The 24733-nt window shown below is 31.0% G+C and carries 17 protein-coding genes; 2 read left to right on the top strand and 15 right to left on the bottom strand.

Translation table 11 applies throughout. The annotated features are described in order from the left end of the window. Positions 1 to 72: 72 nt before the first annotated feature. The gene (locus HRU50_RS03035) at positions 73 to 1200 is read right to left on the bottom strand and encodes a DegT/DnrJ/EryC1/StrS family aminotransferase (protein ID WP_296348040.1); all 1128 of its coding nucleotides are present in this window, start codon (positions 1198 to 1200) and stop codon (positions 73 to 75) included. A 249-nt stretch (positions 1201 to 1449) separates the two neighbouring features. Then, positions 1450 to 2061: a sugar transferase gene (locus tag HRU50_RS03030; RefSeq protein ID WP_296348038.1), complete on the bottom strand. Its 612-nt coding sequence runs from the start codon at positions 2059 to 2061 to the stop codon at positions 1450 to 1452. 212 nt (positions 2062 to 2273) lie between these two features. On the opposite strand from HRU50_RS03030, the gene HRU50_RS03025 reads away from it, so the two are divergent. Further along, a complete protein-coding gene (locus tag HRU50_RS03025; protein ID WP_296348036.1) occupies positions 2274 to 3227 on the top strand; it encodes a glycosyltransferase family 2 protein in 954 nt (317 codons plus the stop codon). Between the two features lie 3 nt (positions 3228 to 3230). On the opposite strand, the gene HRU50_RS03020 is transcribed toward HRU50_RS03025, so the two are convergent. From HRU50_RS03020 to HRU50_RS02960, 13 genes are all read right to left on the bottom strand, one after another. Then, the gene (locus tag HRU50_RS03020; RefSeq protein ID WP_296348034.1) at positions 3231 to 4226 is read right to left on the bottom strand and encodes an endonuclease/exonuclease/phosphatase family protein; all 996 of its coding nucleotides are present in this window, start codon (positions 4224 to 4226) and stop codon (positions 3231 to 3233) included. A gap of 41 nt (positions 4227 to 4267) precedes the next feature. Further along, the gene (locus HRU50_RS03015) at positions 4268 to 5401 is read right to left on the bottom strand and encodes a glycosyltransferase family 4 protein (protein ID WP_296348032.1); all 1134 of its coding nucleotides are present in this window, start codon (positions 5399 to 5401) and stop codon (positions 4268 to 4270) included. Positions 5402 to 5405: 4 nt separating this feature from the next. Next, the gene (gene asnB, locus HRU50_RS03010; RefSeq protein ID WP_296348030.1) at positions 5406 to 7310 is read right to left on the bottom strand and encodes an asparagine synthase (glutamine-hydrolyzing); all 1905 of its coding nucleotides are present in this window, start codon (positions 7308 to 7310) and stop codon (positions 5406 to 5408) included. Between the two features lie 28 nt (positions 7311 to 7338). Continuing rightward, a complete protein-coding gene (locus HRU50_RS03005; protein WP_296348028.1) occupies positions 7339 to 8478 on the bottom strand; it encodes a glycosyltransferase in 1140 nt (379 codons plus the stop codon). After that, positions 8475 to 9566: a glycosyltransferase gene (locus HRU50_RS03000; RefSeq protein WP_296348026.1), complete on the bottom strand. Its 1092-nt coding sequence runs from the start codon at positions 9564 to 9566 to the stop codon at positions 8475 to 8477. The genes HRU50_RS03005 and HRU50_RS03000 overlap by 4 nt, the downstream gene beginning before the upstream one ends. Next, positions 9553 to 11400: an asparagine synthase (glutamine-hydrolyzing) gene (asnB, locus tag HRU50_RS02995; RefSeq protein WP_296348024.1), complete on the bottom strand. Its 1848-nt coding sequence runs from the start codon at positions 11398 to 11400 to the stop codon at positions 9553 to 9555. The genes HRU50_RS03000 and asnB (HRU50_RS02995) overlap by 14 nt, the downstream gene beginning before the upstream one ends. Before the next feature lie 30 nt (positions 11401 to 11430). Next, on the bottom strand, positions 11431 to 12342 hold the full coding sequence (locus HRU50_RS02990) for a hypothetical protein (RefSeq protein ID WP_296348022.1): 912 nt from the start codon (positions 12340 to 12342) through the stop codon (positions 11431 to 11433). 6 nt (positions 12343 to 12348) lie between these two features. Further along, the gene (locus HRU50_RS02985) at positions 12349 to 13782 is read right to left on the bottom strand and encodes an MBOAT family O-acyltransferase (RefSeq protein WP_296348020.1); all 1434 of its coding nucleotides are present in this window, start codon (positions 13780 to 13782) and stop codon (positions 12349 to 12351) included. Between the two features lie 198 nt (positions 13783 to 13980). Next, the gene (locus tag HRU50_RS02980; RefSeq protein WP_296348018.1) at positions 13981 to 14949 is read right to left on the bottom strand and encodes a hypothetical protein; all 969 of its coding nucleotides are present in this window, start codon (positions 14947 to 14949) and stop codon (positions 13981 to 13983) included. Between the two features lie 5 nt (positions 14950 to 14954). Then, the gene (locus HRU50_RS02975) at positions 14955 to 16388 is read right to left on the bottom strand and encodes an MBOAT family O-acyltransferase (RefSeq protein ID WP_296348016.1); all 1434 of its coding nucleotides are present in this window, start codon (positions 16386 to 16388) and stop codon (positions 14955 to 14957) included. 139 nt (positions 16389 to 16527) lie between these two features. Then, on the bottom strand, positions 16528 to 17718 hold the full coding sequence (locus HRU50_RS02970; protein WP_296348014.1) for an O-antigen ligase family protein: 1191 nt from the start codon (positions 17716 to 17718) through the stop codon (positions 16528 to 16530). 3 nt (positions 17719 to 17721) lie between these two features. Then, the gene (locus HRU50_RS02965) at positions 17722 to 18783 is read right to left on the bottom strand and encodes a glycosyltransferase family 4 protein (protein ID WP_296348012.1); all 1062 of its coding nucleotides are present in this window, start codon (positions 18781 to 18783) and stop codon (positions 17722 to 17724) included. Beyond that, complete coding sequence (locus HRU50_RS02960; RefSeq protein WP_296348010.1) at positions 18780 to 20123, bottom strand: lipid II flippase MurJ; 1344 nt, start codon at positions 20121 to 20123, stop codon at positions 18780 to 18782. The genes HRU50_RS02965 and HRU50_RS02960 overlap by 4 nt, the downstream gene beginning before the upstream one ends. Before the next feature lie 454 nt (positions 20124 to 20577). Here HRU50_RS02960 and HRU50_RS02955 point away from each other — a divergent pair, with 454 nt between their 5' ends. Next, positions 20578 to 24732 carry an Ig-like domain-containing protein gene (locus HRU50_RS02955; protein ID WP_296348008.1) on the top strand — a complete coding sequence of 1385 codons (4155 nt, stop codon included), beginning with the start codon at positions 20578 to 20580 and terminating at the stop codon, positions 24730 to 24732. The last annotated feature ends 1 nt before the right edge of the window (position 24733 follow it).

Below are 24733 nucleotides of genomic sequence, written 5' to 3'. Positions count from 1 at the left end.
TTAATCCAATATCGAAAAGCATCACCATCCATTGCGAAGCATAACGTCGAGATATTTTGAGCAATAACTGAATCAACATACTTTAAAATATTTTTTTATTGTTGTCGTTACTCTAATTAAATCGGTTTTTGAAAGATTTGACCCACTTGGTAAGCATAATCCTTTATCAAATAAACCTTTGGAGACACCGTTCATATAACTCGGAAAATCAGCAAAAACAGGTTGTAAATGCATAGGCTTCCATAACGGTCTAGATTCAATATTCTCTTTTTCTAATGTCAATCTAACATCTTCTCTTTGCGATTTGTTTTCAAGCAATATACAAGTTAACCATCTATTTGAATAACTCCCAATAGGTTCATCTAAAAAAGAAATTTCATTTATATCATTCAATGACTGCTTATAAAATTCATAATTAGAACGACGTTTTTTAACATGCTTATCTAATACTTGCATTTGGCCACGACCAATACCTGCAACAATATTAGACATTCTATAATTGAAACCAATATGAGAGTGTTCATAATGAGGTGCATTGTCTCTAGCTTGTGTTGCTAAAAAAACTGCTTTGTCCTTGTCTGATTGAGTTCTCGTAACTATTGCACCGCCACCAGATGTTGTGATGATTTTATTTCCATTAAATGACAAAATAGAAATATCACCAAATGTACCACATTTTTGGCCTTGATATGTACTACCCAATGATTCAGCACTATCTTCTATAATTGGAATATTATAAGATTTTGAAATATTATGAATCTCATTAACTTTATAAGGCATTCCATATAAGTGAACTGCAATTATGGCTTTTGGCTTTTTTCCTTTGGCGATTCTATCTTTTATGGCAGTTTCTAAAAGATCTGGACATATATTCCAAGTGTCACACTCACTATCAACAAATATTGGTGTTGCACCTTGATATATAATGGGATTTGCAGAAGCTGAAAAGGTCTTACTTTGACAAATTACTTCATCTCGTGTATTTACACCTAATAAAATCAAACTTAAATGTAATGCGGAAGTTCCCGAAGCCAAGGCTCCTACATATCTTTTTTCATTCAGATAAAGTTGTAAGTCCTGTTCAAAACCATTGACGTTAGGACCAAGCGGTGCTACCCAATTTGTGTCAAAGGCTTCTTGGACGTATTTTTGTTCGGCTCCACCCATATGGGGAGATGATAGCCATATTTTAGGTTTCATAAGTCAAAATTCTTGAGTAATAGCTACTGTTCAACTCATGTCTTTTTAGAGGGATTTGGGACACGATTAATAATCTTAAGCCAAGATGCATCAATAATTTGGTATCACAAAATTAAACACGATAAAAAGCAAATTTATACGTTTTACTTAATTGATTATAAGAGTATTCAGAAATTACTAATCGAAAATTAAAAGCAAAAAATGAACTTTATGAAAATGTAATAATCAAGTAACTGAACTTAATATCACTTAAGTCTTTTTATTTCCCATAAACTCAGGCATAGGTTGATTACTAGAAGAATTTATGTCTTTTTTAGCAATTACATTCTTTATAGTTTTTATCAAAATTTTAAAATCTAATATAAATGACTGATTATCTACATAAAACACATCTAGTTTGAATTTATCTTCCCAACTTATGGCGTTTCTACCATTAACTTGTGCCCAACCAGTAATTCCTGGCATAACATTATGCCTGCGGTTTTGCTCATTACTGTATCTTGGTAAATATTTTGGTAAAAGAGGACGAGGTCCAATTAAACTCATGTCACCTTTCAGGACATTGAAAAGCTGGGGAATTTCATCTAAAGAATATCTCCTGCAGATATCACCAACTTTCGTAATTCTTTGATGATCTGGAAGTAAATTCCCTTCGCTATCCTTTTTATCGTTCATAGTTTTAAGCTTAACAATTGTAAAGATATTTCCTTTTTTCCCAGTTCTTGTTTGATAAAAGAATGGCTTTCCATTGTTTGCAATGGTTAGTAATAAAATTATCGTTATTATAATTGGGGATAAAATCAATAGTCCAATTAATGCAACCATAAAATCTATAAATCTTTTAAAAAATAATTTGTACATGTTATTCGTTGGTCATAGTTGTGACGAAAGTATATATTAGGCATATACAAACAAAGAATAGTTAACTTTAGTTATAAACAGGAATTGGCTTGAAATGTTCATATTATATGCCTTTTAGTTATTTAAATAGAATTAAAAAATGTAGTTTAGCGACAATAGAATAGTTTATTAATTACATATTCTTTGCTTTTTTAGATAATATTTGTACCTCAATGAATTTCAAAGAATTAATACCAGTTTACGAGAAACAACCTTCTGAATCTTATAAATTTAAGTTTACTGTTTTTACACCAGTATATAACTGTGAAAAATCAATATTAAAGGTGCACGAATCTTTATTAAGTCAATCATTTAAAGATTTTGAATGGCTAGTTATTAATGATGGTTCAACAGACAACTCTCATCAAGTAATTACAGAGATTGTTAGAACCTCAAATCTTAATATTCATTATTTCAATAATGATGTAAATAAACACAAGATGAGTTGTTTTTTTCAAGCGATTAATTTAGCACAAGGTGAGTTTTTATTGCCTTTTGATGGGGATGATGAGTGTGTGCCAAATGCTTTAGAAGTTTTTAATAACACCTATAATGATACTCCTGAAGAATTAAAACCTAAAGTTGGTGCTGTGACTGTTTTATGCGAAGATCAACATGGAGAATTGGTAGGAGAATTATTTCCTAAAGATCCATATTATTGTGATACAGTTGACGCATGGATGTCTCATCAGATTATTGGTGAAAAATGGGGATTTACAAAAACGGATGTTCTAAAAAGCATCAAAATAAATCCAGAAATGTTAAACATAGGATTTGTACCTGAAGGAATTGTTTGGAATTTAGTAGCCAAAAGTGGTTATTTAACCAAATGTGTCAATCAAATTCTTAGAATTTATCATACAGGTGTAGAAGGTTCAATAATGAATACACCTATGTCTTCAAAAAATGCAAGAGGAGTCATACTCAATTGTATTACCGAGTGTAATTGGTTTTTTAAAAAATATGGACTTAAACATCCAGTGTTTTTTCTAAAACGTATATATATCATTTTAAGAGCGTCAAAGTTGATGAACTATCCCCTAAAATCCTATACAAACTCTTTAGATCCTGTTTTGCTAAAATTAATCGTTTATTTTTGCTGGCCCTTTAGATCTATGCTGAAATAGTATTTATTCAATGACTATTTCAACAATTATAGGCTCATGATCAGAAAACTTTAACTCGAAGTTTTCATGTTTTAATAATTCTATTTTATCATTGTATAATACATGATCTATTCTAATAGGATACTTAAATATTTCATATGTTTTTCCCAACTTATAACCGTAGTTAGAGAAAGAATTAAACATATCTTGTTTAAGAGTTCGGTAAGGTAAGCTAAAAGCAGTTGCATTAAAATCCCCACATATTAGTACAGGCATGTCTGTATTCAAAATATGCTGTTTTAATATTTTTGCTTGTTCTATTTGCTTATTATAATTTATGTTAAGATTATTTATAATCTCACTAACAGATAGATCTTTTATTAATTTGTACGACTGTAAATGAGTATTGTAAACTCTGAGTGTATCACCATTTGCAATTATATCTGCATATATCGCGCTATTTTTTGTCTCAGGGAAATCTACAAATCCTTGATGTATGATTGGGTATTTGGAAGAAATAGTAAGAAAGGATTTTACAATTGAGTCTCTGTATCCTAAAAATGTATAATCATAACCTTTAATTTTTAATCCTTCTTTATAAGTTGGCTCTTGAAGAATACAAATATCTGGACTAGTCTTATTTATAAATTTCACAATTTCTGAAGGTGCATCATCTGTTGTTATGTTATTTGGATGATCAAATGCATTAACATTGTAAGTTAAAATGCTTATTGAATCTTTTTCAGTTGATAGCGACTCAATCAAATTTAGATTGGAGAAAATAAAATAAGTAATAATTAAAAATCCATATACATACTTTTTTTTCCAGATAGAATAAAGGGCAATTATAAAAGCTAAACCAAAGAATACAGGATATAGAACACTTATAAATACTGATACAAACCCAAGATTAAAGTATAGGTTAAGAGAAGGAATAAAAATCAATAATAGAATGAAAATATCTAAATAATCAATTTTTATGAATTTTGATTTCATCACACCTGTAACAATTCTAACCAAATTTTCAACTCTTTTAATAAAACAAAGTTATGGTTAATATTTTATGCCAATGTTTTGTCTATTAGGCGAATTAAATCATTATTAATAATTTTAACATCAAAACGTTTTTCGGCATATTTTCTACTGTTAATTCCCATTTCCTTAATCTTTTCGGGATTTTTAATAAAGAATTCCAAAGCGTTTACTAAAGCATCTAAATTTTTAGGCTCAATTAAAAATCCATTCACACCTTCTTTTACAGATTCTCTACAACCAACGGAATCAGTTGTTATTATTGGGTTTCCACATGCGCAAGCTTCTAAGGTAGTTCTTGGGATCCCTTCTCTATAATAACTTGGTAGTACAAAAATATCTCGTTTATGTAAATGCTCGTTAACATTCATTTGCTTACCATGAAAAACAATTGTGCCAGCTTCATGCAATTTATGAAGTTCGTCTTCACTAATAGCACTAGGTGATGTTTCTAAAGCACCAATAACATGAAACTCTGCCTTTGGGTATTTTGGTTTCAATATTTTAGCAGCTTCCATATAAAGGTCAATACCTTTTTCTTTGATTAATCTTGCAACAAGTAAAAAGCTGACTTTATCAGTTGGATTCTTTTCTTTAAAGGAATATTCTGAAAGATTCACGCCAGAACCACTTACAAATGCTACAGGTTGCTTTTTGGAAATTACTTTTCTGTCAACAAATAATTGATGGTCATCTGTATTTTGAAAAACAATAAACTTATTTTTTCTAATAGATAATTTATAAAGTGTTTCGTTTAAGCGTTGTAAAATTCTAGCCTTACGAGTAAGACCTGTAAAGGCAAACCCTAATCCTGTAATTAAAGAAATAACAGGTGTTTTGTTAAGGTTTGCTGCAATAGAACCATAAATAACAGGCTTTACAGTATACGGAAATACTAAATCTATGTTATTATCCTTCATAATAGACTTAAGCTCTAAAATAGATTTAAAATCTTTAAAAGGATTCAATCCAGTACGTTGTAATTTAAATTCTATTGGCGTTGCACCTCTTTTCTTTAATTCTTGTATATCATTATCTGTATAGCTTGGTGCAGCAGTAAATACTTCAAAACCACTTTCAACTAAGCTAGAAATATAATCACCTCTAAATCTTATTAACGAACCCGCAAATGAAGCTATTATTAGTATTCTTTTCTTTTCCATTGTTTTAGCTTTCTTTCAAGAAATTAAATTTGTACCATTTTTGGAAACAGTAATACGACCAAACTCTAAACGTGCTATCTTTTTTACTATCTAAATGGTCTTTGACTAATTTGGTGATAACGTCGACTTTAAAAATGCCTTGTTTTTTAAGCATTTCTGGTTCTATGTAGCTTTCTAATTCTTGTCTTAAACTTTGTCTTAACCAATCTCCTGTTGGTGAACCAAAACCACTTTTACCTTTTTCTAAGAAGTTCTCTGGGAATTCATCTCTAAAAGCTTCTTTTAAAATATATTTCTTATTCCAGCCTTTCATAAGATAGCTTTCTGGAAGTGTATTTGTAAATTCCCATATTTCCTTGTTAAGAAATGGCGCTCTACATTCAAGAGACGTAAGCATGCTTGTTCGGTCCACTTTTGCTAACATTCCGCCTTCAAGACTCAAAATCTTATCTACAAGTCTAAAATCAGTTAAACTCTCAACTTTTTGCTTACCAAGAACTTCTTTATATTCATTAAATAAATCACCATCATAAAAGTTGTCTTGCATTATTTCAGCAAGTTGATTGCTTGTGTTTGCTAATGAGATAATATCCCAATAAAAATCACCCTCATAATTAATAGCATTCAGTAATTTATTAACCTGAAACTTTCTACCACGAGTATCGTCTTTATCAATAAGATATTTATTGCTTAAACCAGATACAATTTTATGTAGAAATTTAGGTACAACACTAGTGTACTTTTTGTTCATTTTACCAATGTAATACTTGTTGTAACCGCCAAATACTTCATCGCCACCATCACCAGTAAGCGCAACAGTTACATGTTCTCTAGTTTTTTCTGAAAGTAGGTGAGTAGGCAATGCTGCTGTGTCTGAAAACGGCTCATCAAAATTCACTAAAATTTCATGAATATTATGCTTTAAATCATCTTCATCTATAATAAACTCATGATGATTACTATCTAGCATTTTAGCTACAACTCTAGATTTATCGGTTTCGTCGTAAGCTGCCTTTTTAAAACCAATAGAAAATGTATCAATTTTTTTGTCAGTTGCTTGAGATAAACACAATGATACAATTGATGAATCTACACCGCCAGACAAAAACGTTCCTAAGCCAACATCTGCAATAGATCTGCTATCTACACTGTTGTAAACCAGTTCTTTTGTTTTTGCCTTAGCATCTTCAAAAGAAATTTCTGCTGTTTTTGGTGCTGGTTCGTGGTTGATTTTATGAATGCTGTGTTGAAATGATTCAAAATCATATTCTAAATAATGATTAGCCTCAAGTTTGTGAATACCTTCATAAATGGTATTTGGAGCAGGAATGTAGGTTAATCTAAAATAAAGATTTAATCCTTTTTTTGAGATATTTGGCTTATAATCAACCGTATCAATAATTGATTTTAATTCTGAAGCCCATAAAAACTGTTTGTCGTTTTGAGTGTAATACATTGGTTTTTCACCAAAGAAATCGCGTGCTATAAACAACTTATTCTTTTTCTTGTCATATATGCTAAAACCATACATGCCATCTAACCATTGAAAAGACTCAACACCATATTTTTCGTAGGCTTTAAGAATAACTTCAGTGTCACTTGTGGTATTGAATGTTACACCTTCAGATTCTAATCTCGATTTTATTTCTCTGTAATTATAAATTTCACCATTAAAAACAATTACAATTTGTTTATCGTCTGTGAATATTGGTTGTTTTCCTGATGATAAATCAATAATAGATAAACGGCGCATTGCCATTCCTATTGAAAACTCATCATTTTGTTCTGCAAAAACACCATCTTCATCTGGACCTCTATGAAATATGAGATCGTTCATATTATTTAATACGAAAGACATTTTGTCTTCGCTTATTTGGGTTTTATCTATTAGTCCGTTAATTCCGCACATTGTGTAATGAGTTACTAGAGTTTAATTATCAACTATTAATAGTTTCTATATACTTACTTAGAATGTAATTTTTTTCAAAATCCTTAATTCTAGTTTTTCCGTTTTGTTTACATTCTTCTATGTAGCTATCGTTATTTATAAAATACGCGATTCCTTTTGCCATAAGATCTGCATTTTTTATTGGTACTAAAATGCCATAATCTGTTATCATTAAATCTTCTTTAGCTTCTCCTAGTTTCATGATTTCACTTGGTCCAGATTGGCAATTTGTAGTTAATATAGGTAATTGGCAAGCTATTGCTTCTAAAAGCACATTAGGGAAACCTTCGTGATTAGATCCAAAAACAAATAGGTCTGCACATTTAAGATATCTATACGGATTGGCATCAAAGCCCATTAAAAATACTTGATCCTTTAAGTTTAAAGTACCTATAGTCTCTTCAAGTTCGGTTCTGATATTTCCTTCACCAAATATATAAAGTCTAGTGCTTGAATTCTCTAATTTACCAACAGCTTCAATAAGCATTTTGTGGTTTTTACCAACATCTAATCTTCCAACTGTAACAATATTGAATTTTGAATCATCAAAAAAACCATTTTCAGGTTCGATATTCTTAATTTTATCTAGGTCTATTGGATTATGAATTACCTTCATTTTATCCGACGAAACTTCAAAATTATCAATAAGATCCTGAGCATTTCCATGCGAATTAGAAATGAGTAAATCCGCCTTTTTATAAAGCGTTTTTATCATTTTTTTATTGAATTTAGATTGTAGTCCTTTGTAACTGTATTGAAGGCTAGGAAAAGCACGTTCGTTTGTTATAAGCTTAAACTTATGAGACGTAAACTTTCTAGATAAAATATTAATAAAACATGGTCTAGTAAGAAAACTTAAGCTATGTGTAAGTTGTAGTTTCTTCACCAATTTAGCATATTTAAAAGCTAGTAATGGTATTTTTAGAGCTTTTAGTATACCGCTTTCATTGTCTTGAGATTTTTCTATATAATGCACATTAAGACCTTCAGGTATTTTGTACTTTTTATTGGTGTTCATCAAAATAAGATGCACATCTATTTTGTTATTATGGCAAAATGTTACCAAATACGATACAACACGTTCTGCGCCGCCACCTGCCAATGAATATATTAAAACACCTAATCTCATTTGTCGTTGTACACTTGAGTGAATAAATCTTCGTATTTCTTAATGATAATTACGCTACTGTATCTTTCACTTACAGATTTACTTACATCTTTAGGTTTAAAACTATAATTAAGATTTGTGTTGTTAAGCTCTAAAATAAACTCATCAACATTGCTAACTATTTTTCCATTAACGTCCGGATAAATAATTTCGTTAATTCCGCCAGGTGCATCGAAAGCTAAAACAGGTGTGCCAACCATACAACTTTCTATAATTGAGTTTGGAAAACCTTCGGTATATGAGCCTTGTAGGTACAAATCACTTTCTGATAAATATTTACCAATCTCTTTAGTAAAAGGAATATGGGATATTTTATCCTTTAAATTGTATTTGTCTATTTGTGAAAAAATCTCGTCACGCAAAGATCCTTTTCCAATTATAGTGTAGTGGAAGTCAAAATCTACTTTTGCCAAAGCTTCTAAGAGTCTATTGTGCCCCTTTTCACCATCTAACCTAGCAACAGTTATAAACCTAATAGGCTTGTTAACTTCGCGTTCTTCTTTAACTTTAAAATTATCAGTGATAGGGTTATTTATAACAACTAACTTGTTTTTATCGATATTGAAGTTTTCGTTAAAGTCATTTAGCATATCTTTTGATTGACAAATAACCTTATCAAAAAAATTAAATCTATTGTCTACTAAAGAGCCTAAGATTGTTTTTCGTCCTCTTTCATTTTCGTAATCCTCAAGAACACTAAGTACATTTACTTCTCTAGCAATAAACTTAGTTTTTGGAAAGAACATTGAAAATAATGCAGTAACAGTGTTTAAGTGACCAATAGCACTTATTAAGATATCTGGTTTGGATTTACGGATGAATTTAAATAAAGAAAAGGCACCTGTTGATACTCTTGCTTTTTCTAAAAATACAACATCAATACCTTTAATATCGTATGATGCGTCCTTAGAAAAACCAACAATAACTAATTTAGTATTAAATTTTGTTGGGTCAATCTTTTGTGCAACAAAGGACATTACACGTTCAGCACCTCCGGGTAATAAATTTGGCAATGCAAAAACGATATTTATCTTCTTATTTGATGTCATATCCTTTGTTATTGTTTAGCCATTGCTTTAAGATTAACAATTTCCATATTAAGCCATAGTTATTTGCATTACCTTTCATGTGCTCATTAATTTTTTGAGTTACATAATCGGCTTTAACAAGAGGAATGTCCTTTAAACTATTAGGATTTAGTTCTTCTAAAACATAATCTTTTAATTCATTTCTAAACCAAACTTTAAAAGGTATAGAGAAACCTGCTTTTGGTCTGTCAAAGATTTCTTTAGGAACATAGTCATACAATACATCTTTAAGAATTCTTTTCTGGTTTTTCCCTTTGAATTTAAACTCTGTAGGCAACGATTTTGCAAATTCAACAACGCGGTAATCCATTAGCGGCGAACGAGCTTCTAAAGAATATGCCATTGTAGCTCTATCTACCTTTGTATTAATATCCCAGTTTAAATACGTCTTTAAATCAAAATCTGACGCTCTTTCTAACAGATTTTTGTTAGTATGAAGCAAGTATTTTAAATCATATACATCTTCTGGGTTGAAGCTATCTTTTCTAACATGTGACAATCTATTCATTTTAGAATCTAAATAGACATCGTTAATAGATTTATAAGCCATAAAGTTGGCAATAATCTTAAGTCTATAGTTTGGCGCTAGGTTAGTAAGCTTAGATAATAAAACTCTTAATGGATAAGGAATTTTCATGAATTGACTGCCTTGTTTTATCCAGTTATATCTATGATAACCTAAGAAGTTTTCATCACCAGCATCACCAGAAATTGCGACTGTTACTTGCTTTTTTGTATGCTTTGCTAATAACATTGAAGGAATTGCTGAAGAATCATCAAATGGTTCGTCATAATAATGATGAAAGTTTTCAATTAAATCTAAACCTTCATTGTAATCGCATTCTATAATATTGTGATTCGTGCCTAAATGGTCTGCAACCTGTTGTGCGTACACACTTTCGTCAAAACCCTTACTATTAAACTTAACAGAAAAGGTTTTTACATCAGAATCCATAGACTTTGCTGCCATAGCTGCTACTAAAGACGAATCAACACCACCAGATAAAAACACGCCAACAGGAACATCTGCAAACATTCTAACTTTTACAGCATCTAACAATAAATTTTTTAGCTCTGACTTTGCCTCATCATAACTTCCAGTAAATAAAGTAGTGCCTTTATAATCAATATCCCAGTATTTTTCAATATTAAGTTCTCCAGAGTCTAATTTGAAACTGAATCTATGTCCTGGTAGTAATTTTTTAACTTCATTGAATATGGACATTGGATCTGGAATAGCTCCCCAAGTAAGATATGAACTTATAGCATTCTCAGATATACTGAGACTTTTATGATGTAATTGTATAGATGAAATCTGACTAGAGAACTCAAAATCAGTTCCTTTATGATAATAAAAAAATGGTTTTTGCCCTAATCTATCTCTTGCACCGAAAAACTTGTTCTTCGCTACATCATATATAACAAAAGCAAACATTCCATTGAAATGATGAACACAATCTTCACCATATTCTAAATATGCAGCACAAATAACTTCTGTATCACTAGAGGTACTAAAACTATGTCCTTTTTTGTCTAATGTATCTTTTATGTCTTTAAAATTGTAAATCTCACCATTAAATACAATTTTTACTTGATTTTGGTAATTGAAAGGTTGATTAGATCTTGGGTCTAAATCAATTATAGAAAGCCTGTTATGACCAAATGAAACAGTTTGATTGTTATGCTCATAAACTTCCCAACCCATTTGATCTGGACCTCTAAAAGAAGTTCTAGATAATTTGTCTTTAATTTCAGATTCAGAATAAATTACTGTACTACCGTAAATTCCACACATGTTTTCTAATTTATAATTTACTATCCGAAGTTAAAAGGGTATTTGTATACTAATTTGTTCTGCTGCTCTTTCATGTCCATAACACGTCCAATGTGAGTCATAATCAAAAGTCCAAGTTTTATCATTTTTAGAATCTAGAAGAATGGTTTTAAAACCAGCTTCTTCTGAAAGACTAATAATTGTTTTGTTAGAATTTGGGTGAAAAACTAAGGTTTTATCTGTTAATTTATAATTGCTTTTTATATAATTAAGAAGCTTTATAATTTCTTTTGTATACTGAGTTTTCTGAATAGTTTCCGTCTCTTTTTGTGTTGCTTCTAGTTCTTCGTTAGCAGAGCCACTAATAGGAAATCTGTTATAGAAGTAATACAGCAATTTCCAATTGTAAAGCACTTTTTTTAATTCAGGTGCTTTCATTTCGCCGTACACAATCATACTATCTTTTAAGCTCAGTTGTGTAATGTCAGCCATAGGCTTTACTTCAACTATACTTTCATAAAAATCATGGTCATTTACATATATGAGATGTTGTTTAGGTTTTAAAGTATCTAATTGTTTGCTAATTTCCATAGCTTCAATTAGCGAAATCCCAGAACGACCTGTTTCCATAAAATTATATTCAGGCAACATGTTTTTTAAGTATTCAGATTGATGACATTCATTTGAATTCATAAAGTTTTCTATGAAAGAATCTCCAATTACCATAACAAGGTTATCATAACTTTTTGGTAAAATGCCTGGCCAACCAAATTCATTTACAACCCAAGTATGATCTCCCCCTTTCCAATAACCTCTTTGATTAGGTTTGTATTTTTGAATCCCAAATTCATCTATTGTACGTTGTGGAATGTCCGAAACCGCATGAGTAAACCTTACGGTAAGTTCACCAGTTACTAGCATTAATAGAAAAAATAAAATAATATTTTTTGTAAACTTTTTCATTTTCCCTTAAAATTGAAAATAGATAAACTCTTGTTGTTCGCCTGTAAAAGCAAACATTAATATAATTAGCAGCATATAAAATCCCCAACGTATAGGCTTCTTTATACCATCTACTTTTTCAATAGCATATTCACCACTTCTTCCAAGCCATTCTATAACTAAAAAGGAGAATACCAATAATAATATAGTAGATGGAAAAACATCTAACTTATTTATAAATGACGACGAAAACATGTTTCCTAGATATGATATTGCATGAGATACGTTGTCTGCTCTAAAAAATACCCAAGCAATTAATGTGATGAAAAATGTAAACAACATTTGGTATAGCTCTTTAAAGTTTGGAAGATATCTTCCTTCTGCAACCTGATTGGTGTTAACCCTATTCTTCTTCATTAAAAGTAGAGGTAGAAAATAGATTGCATTTAAAGCTCCCCAAACTATAAACGTCCAATTTGCACCATGCCAAAAGCCGCTAACTACAAATATGATAAAGGTATTTCTTATTCGCATTTGTGTTCCGCCTTTACTACCACCTAAAGGAATGTATAAGTAATCTCTAAACCAAGTAGATAACGAAATATGCCATCTTCTCCAAAACTCGGCAATATCTCTCGAGAAATACGGAAAGGCAAAATTTCTTTTTAAGTTAAACCCAAATAATCGTGATACACCAATGGCTATATCTGAATAACCTGAGAAATCACCATAAATTTGAAAAGCAAAGAAGAAAGCACCTAGTAATAATGTACTACCAGAATAGTCTTCGTAATTATTAAAGATGATATTGGCATATTTAGCACAATTATCTGCAATTACTATTTTTTTAAATAGTCCCCAAAGCATTTGTCTTAATCCATCTATAGCTAATGAATATGTGAATTTTCGTTCTAGGTTAAATTGAGGAAGCAGGTTAGTGGCACGTTCTATAGGACCAGCAACTAATTGTGGGAAAAAGCTAACAAACGCCATAAACCCAACAAAGTCTCTCGTTGGTTCTAGTTTATTTTTATACACATCAATAGTATAACTTAGAGTTTGAAAAGTGTAAAAACTAATACCTACAGGTAGAATAATATTTAATGTGTTAATCTCTAGGCTTTTTCCGAAAAATGTAAATGAATCTACTAAACTATCAACAAAGAAATTGAAATATTTAAAAAAGCCTAGGAATCCTAGATTTATACAGATGCTTATCCATAGTAACATCTTTCTCTTTGTGGGTTTTGAGTTCTTTTTTAATAATAAACCTATAGAGTAATCTACTATTGAACTAAATAAGATTAAGAATAAAAATCTCCAATCCCACCAACCGTAAAACACATAGCTTGAAATCGCAATCAATATGTTTTGACTTTTGATGTGTTTACTACCAATTAACCAGTATAGTGCAAAGACTATTGGTAGGAAGATGAAAAATTCAATAGAATTAAATAGCATTTTTGGAGGATTGGTTTGGGGCTACTTACTAGTAGTTTCTTATTTCATGATAAAGATGTTTCAACTTAATTCAATATTCAAAATTATTCTACAAAAAACCTTAAAACACTTCTATCTGCAAAATTTTTAAAGAATAAATATAAAAATTAATGAATCTCTGTAGATAAATTTTTACATATCTGTCTTATTTATAATGATTTAGTAAATAATTTGCTTTATGAATTTTGCTGCTTCTAGTGATGCTTTTCTTGCACCTTTATAATTAGCATGATGATAATCTGCAAAGTCCTTATCCTCATAGAACTCGTCATAATTCTCTTTTGCGTTTATGTCAAAAAATGGAATTTGAGCTTTTGATGTATACTCTTTAAAATAAGTGCCTTCATCATCAGTATCCTTTAAACTTAATCGTGTTGGTGGATAAGGTGCTCTTAAACAAATTAATTTGGCATTGTTTTTCTTAACTAAAGCATTAATTTTATTAAAGTATTTATCAAAACGTTCTTTACTAAATGAGGTGTTTTCAAAATTAGATATTGGACCAAAAGCAGATATTTCAGAATCGCTTACGATGAGTGTGTCATGCAGATGTCCTTTTATCCAATTGTCTTCAACCCTTAAAGATTCTTTACGACTAAAGAGTTTAGAAACATCTTGCTTTATGTAATTCTTAAATCTTACCAATGGTATTGCATAATTGAGAAAACCTGATGATCCGTAACCGTCAGATATTAAGCTGAACTTTCGTTTATTAGATTTAAAAAAAGATGAATTTGAAAAAATTTGATAGTAATCATAACTCTCGTCTGCAGTTTCAAAAAATAGATCGAGTACTATATATTTGGGTTTTTGGTGCTGATAGATTTCTTCTAAAGCATAATACGTTTCTGCAATATCTTGCGCAGAAGTACTCATGTTGTATGAGTTTGTATCCAATATAGAATCAAAAACTACAGGATTAAAAGCTGCATAACATCTACTTGTACCAATAATAATCATATCAAACGAGTTTGATGGACTATGAATTGCGTCCCATTTTAGATAGTTTCTATGGGTTTTATTTTGAATAGCTTTATATGATGGATATTCATAAACACCCATAATTATTGCGTTAACAGCTATAAAAACTAATAATCCAATAATAATTTTTTTTAAGAATTTCTTCATTTCTACTAAAACTGAAAGTATATGAATACTTGGTCTTCACCTGTGAATAAAAACATAAGCATAATTAATACAAGATAAAATGACCATCTAAGAGGTTTTTTAATAAAATCTATACGTTCTATAGCATATTGTCCGTGTCTTCCTAGCCATTCAACACTGACAAAAAGCGCTACTAAAGCTAAAACAGTATATGGTAATACTTCTGGCAAAGAAAATAACGAACTGTCAAATATACCTTTAAGATATTTAAACGCATGCGCTACTGAATCTGCTCTAAAAAACACCCAAGCTAGTAGTGTAATAAAAAATGTAAATGACATTTGCCATAACTCTTTTAATTTTGGAAAGTATTTACCTTCAGCCACCAAATCTGTATTCACTCTATTTTTCTTTGCAAGCAATAATGGTAAAAAATACAAAGCATTAAGTGCGCCCCAAACTATAAATGTCCAATTAGCACCATGCCAAAAACCACTAACTAAAAAGATTACAAAGACATTTCTAATTTTTAGGCTTAAGCTACCACGACTTCCTCCAAGTGGAATGTAAATATAGTCTCTAAACCATGTGGAAAGTGACATATGCCATCTTCTCCAAAACTCTGCAATATCTCTAGAGAAATATGGAAAAGCAAAGTTTTGCTTAAGGTTAAATCCAAAAAAACGAGATATACCAATAGCGATATCTGAATATCCAGAAAAGTCTCCATAAATTTGAAATGCAAAGAAAAATGCACCAATTAATAAAGTGCTACCAGAGTATTCTTCCGTACCATTAAAAATTTGATTTGCATATTTAGCGCAATTATCTGCAATAACAACTTTCTTAAAAAAACCCCATAATACTTGTCGAAATCCGTCTACTGCATTTTCGTATGCAAACTTTCGTGTTTTATAAAATTGTGGAAGTAGGTTAGTAGCACGCTCTATTGGCCCAGCAACCAACTGTGGAAAGAAGCTTACAAACGCAAAAAACGCAATAATATCTTTAGTAGGCTCTAATTTTTTATTGTAGACATCTATGGTATAGCTCAAAGTTTGAAATGTGTAGAAGCTGATACCGACTGGTAGTATAATATTTAGTGTACTTGAATGTAATTCTACACCTATAAGAGAAAATGTATCTATAAAGCTCTCTACAAAGAAATTATAGTATTTAAAGAATCCTAAAAAACCAATATTAACACAAATACTTGTCCATAATAAAATTTTACGTTTACGTTCTTCTTCTTCATTTTTAAGTAAAACACCAATGGTATAGTCTACAAAAGAACTAAACACTATCAGAGATAAAAAACGCCAATCCCACCAACCATAAAAAACATAGCTAGCAACAACTATTAGTAGATTTTGAAGTTTAAGTTTTTTCTTAAATAAGAACCAAAATAAAACAAAAACAACTGGAAGAAAAATGAAAAATTCTAACGAATTAAATAGCATTTAAGGTTGATTTAGTATGGTTATCTAATGTTATGATATCGTAGTGTAAATATGTTGCATCTATATTTTATAATCAAAAACTATCTGCAAATTACAGTTATATACTTTTATCTGCGTTAATTTTCATTAATCATGAAATTTATTCGATTTTCGGTTTTCTGCTATCTATCTGATAAGCGATGTATATAAATATTGCCATAAGATATGGCTGATTTATAACACTGTGCAGGCTTAGCATAAAAACACTCATTGAAATTAAAACAGCCCAAATAAAGTACTTATATTCTTCAATACAGGTAAATCCTCTTAAAAAATTCATAATCAGCATGATAATAAAAAACATAAATACAAATATTCCTGCATCTGCCCAAATACCTAAATAGGTATTATGTACTTCGTGTAATGCACCGAAGTCAACACCATTTCCGAAAAATGGATTCTTGTAAATATAATGTAGTGTTTCAGCAGCTAAATCTCCTCGTCCTGAATCATCGACTTTATCAAAATTAAAGGATAATACATTAACTAAATTATTAACCTTATCTCTTTGTTGACCGACTAAATTCATGTCTGCTGTAATAGTATTTAAATTCAACAAGAACACATAAAATATTGGTATTAGGATTAACCCTAGAATAAGTCTTATACCAGTAAAAAACTTATAGTTAAGCATTACTAGACATAGTATAAAAACTGAAAGTCCGGTAGTTGAGAATGTTTTAAACAAACTAAGCGCAATAGTAGCTAATACTGCTAGTCGCAAAACTTTGAAGAATTTATTTTTTAGGTTGAAAAATTTATAGAAAAACAAGAATGTTAGGTTACAAACCAATGCCATATTATTGGCATCACCATACACTCCTTGAGCTCTGTCTACTGTATATATATGAACGCCTCCTCTGTCTAAATCAAAATTTATACTATCAAAATAAATACATAATACACACGAGATAAAAAGAGAAATCATAAGAACTCTAACAAATATCTTTGTATTTTCTAGAATACTTAGGTAATAAAAAAAACCTACGGTATAGAATAGAGGTATCATGCTAGCTACAACACTAGAACTATTTCTGTGAAACACTCCTGCTGCAATAGCAATTACAAAATAAAGTGTATAAAAAATTATCCAAAGTCTAGCGGTTTTTGATAATTCACCTTTAATATTAATTATTAGTCCTATTCCTGCTAAAATAAGACCTAAGTTCATGTATGCTATAACTTGAGCTATGGTATCATTAATAAAAATAGATATTAAAACCTGAAGGTTTAAAACTGTAAAGAATAAAGGTATTAACAAACAAAGATGTATAAGCAATCTTTTATTCATGTATTATAACGACTTAAACAAGTTTATAAACTTATTGTAAATTTCTTCAATATTAAATTTATCTAACGAATTAATACTTTCTTTCGCAAATTTTATTCTTTGCTCTGGATTCTTTATTAATTCTTCTAATGCAATTTTCATCTTTTCAGAATCTTGATTTTCTACCAAAATACCGTTTACATTGTGAGTTATTATGTCTGAAGGTCCTGAGATACAATCGTAAGAGATACAAGCCATACCTTGCGACATTGCTTCTATTAAAACCATAGGTAAGCCTTCAAATCTAGAAGTCATGATAAAAATTTCTGACGCTCTCATAATTGCAGAGACCTTACTTGAAAATCCTTCAAAAACTATATGGTCTGTAGCCCCTTCTTGCTCTGCTATATCTTTTAATACATCTAAGCCTTTTTCTCCACCACCTACAATTCGTAACTTCCAATCTGGATGATTTTTTAATACAGGTGATACAATTTTAATCAAATTATCAAACCCCTTATGATGGTATCTGTCTAATGAGCCAACAGCGATAATTTGCTTTTTTCTATTTCTGTTTTCTTCTTTGTAGATATCAAATGCACAAGGATTAGGCATTGTGTGTACATTTACTTTTCTTTTCTTATAATAAGGTTTATCAAAGTTTGTTAGTACAGTTAAAGCACTTCCAAACCTATAACCATATTTTCTAGTAAACTTGCCTATTTTATCAGTTTTTTCAAGATGATTATTGTGCTCAGCGGCTACTGTTTTTATTTTATATAGTTTACCTATAATTATTCCTATTAAGTTTGTATGAATAATAAATGGCAATAAAATATCTGGTCTATTTTCTTTCTTTTTGTAATATTTAAAAAGATTAAATAGACTTCTAATCATATGGTTTTTAATTTTTCCATCATGAAGCCTTACTCTTTTTATGCCTTCATCTGGTTTCCAGATATCTGGTTCATTGAAAGTAATGATAGAAACCTCATGTCCTTTTTTGTTGAAGTAATTGGCCAAAAGAACCAGTACACGTTCTGCACCGCCAGACATAAGAGAATTAACTAAAAAATCTAATTTCATCTACTCAATTTTTTATATTGTCTATATGTGTAACCAAAATAGAAGCAACTACTAATTATTAAAACCAATGATGTACTCATAGCTAATCCAAAGACGTCGTAGTATTTAATCAAAATTATATTTAGCAATATATTCAATATTAAGTTGGCTAAAGATATCCAAGCCATAAAGTTATTTTTATTAATACTTGTTAGAAATTTTACAAGTATTAATGTGCATAAATAGAAAGGCACATGCACTAACAAAATTTGTTGTATAAATGAGACTTTATTGGTGTCGTCACTTGTAAACTGATCTCTTTCTAACCACAGTTCTATAATAAACTCAGAAAAGAAACCTACAATAACACTTACAATTAAGACAGAAATAAATACCCATTTTAGCACTTTAAAGAGATAATTATATGCGGATTTAAGATCTTCACTAACAAGTCTAGAAAAATGAGGCAACAAAACATTTCCTAAAGACATAATAACTATGGCGACAAAAAAAGCAGGTATTCTATTTCCGTAATTTAAAGCAGCCAGTGAACCTACAACAAGTTGACCAGCAAAAAATTGATCTACAAAATTATTCATAACTGACAAAAACCCAGAAGATACTTTAGGTGGTAACTGCCTAATCATTTGTCTAGAGTTCTTATTGAATATAGGTTTTCCTATAGCAACATATTTATATTTAAAAGAAAAGAACATTAAATATAAAAAACTGGCAATGGCACCAGCTAAAGTTCCATATGCTAATACCATTTCACCAAATTGATCAATGAAACAAAATAGGAAAACAATCATGGTGATTAAAGGAAATAATCCAGCAGAAGTAGAAACTAAAAACCGGTTTTCTACTTCTAATAACCCTGCAAGTACTGCATCTATTCCCCAAAAAAACAAGCAAGGTAATATTATAAATAATTGGTTTTTTACTAATAGATAATTCTCTTGAGGTTGATTAGGATAGATTATGTCTAAAATGTAATCTATGGACAATAGTATAAATACTGATGAGACTAAAGAAATGAGTATAACAATTATAAAGACAATACTCTGAAAACTGGATTTATTTCCTTTATTCTTTAATTCTACAATGTAATTAGGTATAAATAAATTTGTAACAGAACTTATAAATACACTATTGACAAAGGTTGGAATTAGAGCAGCAATTATAAAAGTATCTATAACTTCATTTAGTCCAAACTTACCAGCTACAATTGTTTCCTTAAAAAATGCTAAAGCTTTTACTAAGAAAGTAATAGCACCAACAATCAACATACTTTTCAACACTGGATTTCTTAGTGCTTCATTAAGTTTATTAGCAAGTATTTTAGTGTAGGACTTTATCATTTTTACGCGCCTTAAATATTTTAAAGCATTGCAATATTATGCTTAAATTATTAATTATTCTTATTTAAAATTATATTTTATGCACGATTCACTTTCAAAAATTAATTTTTCTTCAAATACTGTCTAAACCCACTGTAACTGCTTTTTTTTATTAATTCCGAAAGAATATTCTTATAATTATTTTTTAAATATTTATTATCTATTTAAGGTCTTTTCTATGGTATTATGCTTTTCAACAATTATTTGTTGATAAATAACGAGTTTTTTTGAAATCCAAAATTCAATGACAGTCGTATATTTAAAAAATTTTAAATTTGCTATGACATTATTTTCTTACATCAAAAAACATTACGTCGAATATTTAAACAAATATAAACCGATAAACGATTTTATTAGCTCTTTAACCTATTTTTTCTTAATATTGATATTCCAAATCTATTAGTAAGACTTAACCATGTTAACCCTTAAGCCTACTTTAGCGCCATTAGGTGCTATTATATTATTATTATCTCTCTGTACGAATATCTATTCGCAACAATTAGCCTTTCCTACTGCAAAAGGTGCAGGCGCCTACACATCAGGTGGAAGGGGAGGACAAGTTATCCATGTCACAACGTTAGATTGGGATGCATCTGGAGGACTTAGAGATGCACTTACTACTCCTGGTACCAGAACAATAGTTTTTGATGTAAGTGGTGAGATTGATGCAACACAAGAAACAGAATGGTCTGTGCTGTTGCAAGGAAGTCAATATGATAATCTCACAATAGCTGGTCAAACAGCACCAAATGGTGGTATTACATTAAAAGTGTCATGGTTTCAATTTTGGGATGTAGACAATATAATTGTTAGATATGTGAGATTTAGAAACTCTCTCACATATAATAATGGTGATGGTGGATGGTTCTTTGGTTGTAGTAATGTTATTTTTGATCATTGTACTTTTAGTCATGGACAAGATGAAGCATTTGACATGGCAACCTCTCAAGGTGAATCTGGTAATGTAACAATTCAAAATTGCTTTCTTCAAGATAGTAAAACGGGAGTAATTGTTGGAATAGACACTAGGGGAGAATCATTTCCAGGACCAGATCTAGGTAATTATACGTTTATTAATAATGTTTTTAGTAACATCTCACATAGGTTTCCAAATATTCAAGGTAATGGTAGGACAGATGTAATAAATAATGTAGCCTACAACTTTAATAATAGATTGGTGAGAACTGTTCAGTCTGGAAACCATAATGTAATAAATAATTATTACAAACCATCTTATGGTGGTTTGAGATTGCCTGAATGGTATGGTGATGGTGTTATTTCTCAGTTACATAAAATGCAACTGCAAACAGGAGATTCCCCATTAGTTCACACTTCTGGTAATATTATTACAGGTCAAAGAGAAACACCTCTAACTGATGATAGTGATATGTGGACTTATTTTTACGGTTCTTCGGGAGAATTTACTATTAATGCGCCTGTAGCAAGTCAATATTTTTCAAATACTCAGTTTGCTCTAGTTGGTGAGGCTTTTACTATTAAAACTGCTAACGAAACATATACTAATTTAGTAGTAAATGGAGATGTGGGTGCATATAGAACTTTAAATGCAGATGGTACGATAAATATATACAGAGACACCAATGATGTAAATAGTTTAGATCAGATTATAAATGATTCATTTGTACCTAGACCAGACTATATAACCGCTGGAAATTTCTATCCAGACAGAAGTTCAATCCCTTATGCTGTTATCCCTGAAAATACTAGATCTGGTAATTTTTATATTTCAAACCCGCACATCCCTGAAGTTTGGTTTCAAACTAATGTACCCGCTGGACAAGATCATAATGATATTGCACCAAGCGGATATACTTGGTTGGAGGAATATCTAAATCAAGTGGATTATGTAAATAGTATTCCTGAAATTAACGTCACTGGAGTAGAAGTGACACCTCAAGCAGGTCAAATTCAAATTCCTGAAACTATAGATTTAGATGTAATTTTCACACCCAGTGATGCAACTAACCAAACGGGAATATGGACCAGTAGTGATGAATCAATTGCTACAGTAGATGAAAATGGTATTGTGAATCCTGTTTCGGAAGGTGTTGTAACAATAACATTTACATCTAACGATGGTGGTTTTACAGATTCGGCAGTCATAACGGTTTTGGCTGAAGCGCTTGTTGCAAGCGCAGGTGAAGACCAAGAAATTTGTGTAGGCCAAACTATTAATCTAACTGCTTCTGGTGGTACATACTATTTATGGGATAATGGTGAAACTACTGCATCAATTGATGTGTCACCTAATACAACTACAACATATACTGTAACCGTGTCTAATGATAATGGAGAATCAGATCAGGCAAGTGTAACAGTAATTGTAAACCCTGTGCCTATAGCTAATGCAGGAGAAGATCAAACAATATGTGAAGGCGAAACCGTTACTTTAACAGCTAGTGGTGGTGATACTTATTTATGGAATACAGGTGAAACAACTGCAAATATAGAAGTAATACCGAGTTCGGTTACTACATATACAGTAGAGGTTTTCACTGGAAATTGCTCTAGTTTGGATGAAGTTACTGTTTTTGTAAATGAATCACCAGATATTACTTCTAGCGGTGATATAGTAATCATTGTAGGTGATTCAACAACTTTAGGTGTTAACGGTGGTGATAATTATCTATGGAGTACAGGTGAAACAACACCTTTTATAACCGTAACGCCAAATGAAACAACAACTTATTCAGTATCTTCGACTTCAATTAATGGATGTGTCACAGACTTAAATATAACAGTTACAGTTGTGCCAGAAGTAATTGCAGATGCAGGATTAGATACTACAGTTTGTGCAGGAGAAACAGTTACCTTAACTGCTTCAGGCGGAGAAACATATCTATGGAGTACAGGTGATACCACCTCGAGTATTGAAGTGAACCCATTTGTAACAACAACATATACTGTTGCAGCTCAAGATGCTTATGGTAATTCAGATTCAGATAGTGTTACCGTTACAGTAAATGAAACTCCAGATATTTCGGTATCTGATGATGTTGCTATACTTTTAGGTCAAACCGCTACGTTAATTGCTACTGGTGGTGATAACTATTTGTGGAGTAATGGGGAGTCGACAGCATCGATTCAGGTTTCACCAGAGGTAACAACCACCTATACGGTTGTATCGACTGCCCCTGGTGGTTGTGTAGACATAGAGCAAGTTACTGTCATTATCATTCCAGAAGTAATAGCCGATGCTGGTGACGATATTTCAATTTGTAATGGCGAAAGTATTACGCTCACAGCAAGTGGAGGTGGAACTTATCTTTGGGATACTGGTGAAACTACTTCGAGTATTACTGTTAACCCAACAATAACAACTACGTATAGTGTTACCGTTGAAGATGCATATGGCTATACAGACACTGATTCTGTTGTAGTGACAGTTAATGAGTTACCAATTATAACAGTTACCGATGATTTTACTATAGTAGAAGGAAATAGTGCAACATTAACCGCAGAGGGAGCAAATACTTATACTTGGAGTAATGGTATGACCGGAAATTCAATTACAGTAAATCCATCAGAAACTACTACATATATTGTGACAGGAACAATTAACGGATGTTCAAGCGAGTCCGAAGTAACTATAATAGTTGAAGACGTTTTTGTGGCTAATGCTGGTGTTGACGAAGATGTTTGTGAAGGTTATAATACCAATATTGTCCTTACGGCCAACAATGGTGATAGTTATCTATGGAGTACTGGTGAAACATCACAATCTATTACAGTAAATCCAGTATCGACAACTACCTATAGTGTAACAATAACGCAGGGTATTCAAGAAGATACCGACGAAGTTACCGTTTTTGTAAATCCTAATCCTGAAGTTGTCGTATTAAATGGTGAAAGTGTTAATATAATGGATGGAGATTTTGTAACATTATCAGCTAGTGGAGCTAATACTTATCTTTGGAATAGTGGTGCGACCCAACCAAATATTGCTGTTAGTCCATCTATAACTACAACTTACGAAGTTAGAGGTTTTGTTGGAGATTGTTATGATGATAAACAAGTTACAGTTAACGTCATTCCTGAAGTGGTGGCTGATGCAGGTGAAGATGTTGAAATTTGTGAAGGTGAGACAGTTCAATTAACTGCTAGCGGTGGTGATGAATATGTATGGAGTACCGGTGAAACTTCTCAAACTATTTTTGTTTCTCCATCTGAAACGACAGAATATACTGTTACTGTTTTTAATGCATTAGATTTTGACGAAGATAGTGTTATCGTAACAGTTGACACAGACTGTGAAACTGAAGTTGAGGATCCTGTAATACCTGGTGAGACATTGGACTTTTCATTTGATGTTTTTCCTAATCCTGCTTCTGAATATGTTGATGTAAAGTTGTCAGGTAGTGTAGAATTAAGTAGAGTTTATCTTTACGATATGACAGGAAAGTTAATTCAATATAAACGTATTTCTAATGAGAGTCTGAATATTACATCTACGACAAGAATGAACATTAGTGGTTTACAGCCAGGGTTTTACTTTATCAAGCTAGAAGATATTAATAGAGAATTGTCTAAACGATTAATTATACAATAAT

This window comes from Winogradskyella sp. (genome assembly GCF_013213835.1).
GTDB lineage: Bacteria > Bacteroidota > Bacteroidia > Flavobacteriales > Flavobacteriaceae > Winogradskyella.
The sequence above is the reverse complement of the archived record's forward strand: the minus strand, read 5'-3'. Positions and strand labels throughout refer to the sequence as shown.

What these genes read in the sequence shown, in the direction of transcription:
- HRU50_RS03035 (WP_296348040.1), bottom strand. Translation starts at nt 1,200, where the DNA reads ATGAAACCTAAAATATGGCTATCATCTCCCCATATGGGTGGAGCCGAA.
- HRU50_RS03030 (WP_296348038.1), bottom strand. Translation starts at nt 2,061, where the DNA reads ATGTACAAATTATTTTTTAAAAGATTTATAGATTTTATGGTTGCATTA.
- HRU50_RS03025 (WP_296348036.1), top strand. Translation starts at nt 2,274, where the DNA reads ATGAATTTCAAAGAATTAATACCAGTTTACGAGAAACAACCTTCTGAA.
- HRU50_RS03015 (WP_296348032.1), bottom strand. Translation starts at nt 5,401, where the DNA reads ATGGAAAAGAAAAGAATACTAATAATAGCTTCATTTGCGGGTTCGTTA.
- asnB (WP_296348030.1), bottom strand. Translation starts at nt 7,310, where the DNA reads ATGTGCGGAATTAACGGACTAATAGATAAAACCCAAATAAGCGAAGAC.
- HRU50_RS03005 (WP_296348028.1), bottom strand. Translation starts at nt 8,478, where the DNA reads ATGAGATTAGGTGTTTTAATATATTCATTGGCAGGTGGCGGCGCAGAA.
- HRU50_RS03000 (WP_296348026.1), bottom strand. Translation starts at nt 9,566, where the DNA reads ATGACATCAAATAAGAAGATAAATATCGTTTTTGCATTGCCAAATTTA.
- asnB (WP_296348024.1), bottom strand. Translation starts at nt 11,400, where the DNA reads ATGTGTGGAATTTACGGTAGTACAGTAATTTATTCTGAATCTGAAATT.
- HRU50_RS02990 (WP_296348022.1), bottom strand. Translation starts at nt 12,342, where the DNA reads ATGAAAAAGTTTACAAAAAATATTATTTTATTTTTTCTATTAATGCTA.
- HRU50_RS02985 (WP_296348020.1), bottom strand. Translation starts at nt 13,782, where the DNA reads ATGCTATTTAATTCTATTGAATTTTTCATCTTCCTACCAATAGTCTTT.
- HRU50_RS02980 (WP_296348018.1), bottom strand. Translation starts at nt 14,949, where the DNA reads ATGAAGAAATTCTTAAAAAAAATTATTATTGGATTATTAGTTTTTATA.
- HRU50_RS02975 (WP_296348016.1), bottom strand. Translation starts at nt 16,388, where the DNA reads ATGCTATTTAATTCGTTAGAATTTTTCATTTTTCTTCCAGTTGTTTTT.
- HRU50_RS02970 (WP_296348014.1), bottom strand. Translation starts at nt 17,718, where the DNA reads ATGAATAAAAGATTGCTTATACATCTTTGTTTGTTAATACCTTTATTC.
- HRU50_RS02965 (WP_296348012.1), bottom strand. Translation starts at nt 18,783, where the DNA reads ATGAAATTAGATTTTTTAGTTAATTCTCTTATGTCTGGCGGTGCAGAA.
- HRU50_RS02960 (WP_296348010.1), bottom strand. Translation starts at nt 20,123, where the DNA reads ATGATAAAGTCCTACACTAAAATACTTGCTAATAAACTTAATGAAGCA.
- HRU50_RS02955 (WP_296348008.1), top strand. Translation starts at nt 20,578, where the DNA reads ATGTTAACCCTTAAGCCTACTTTAGCGCCATTAGGTGCTATTATATTA.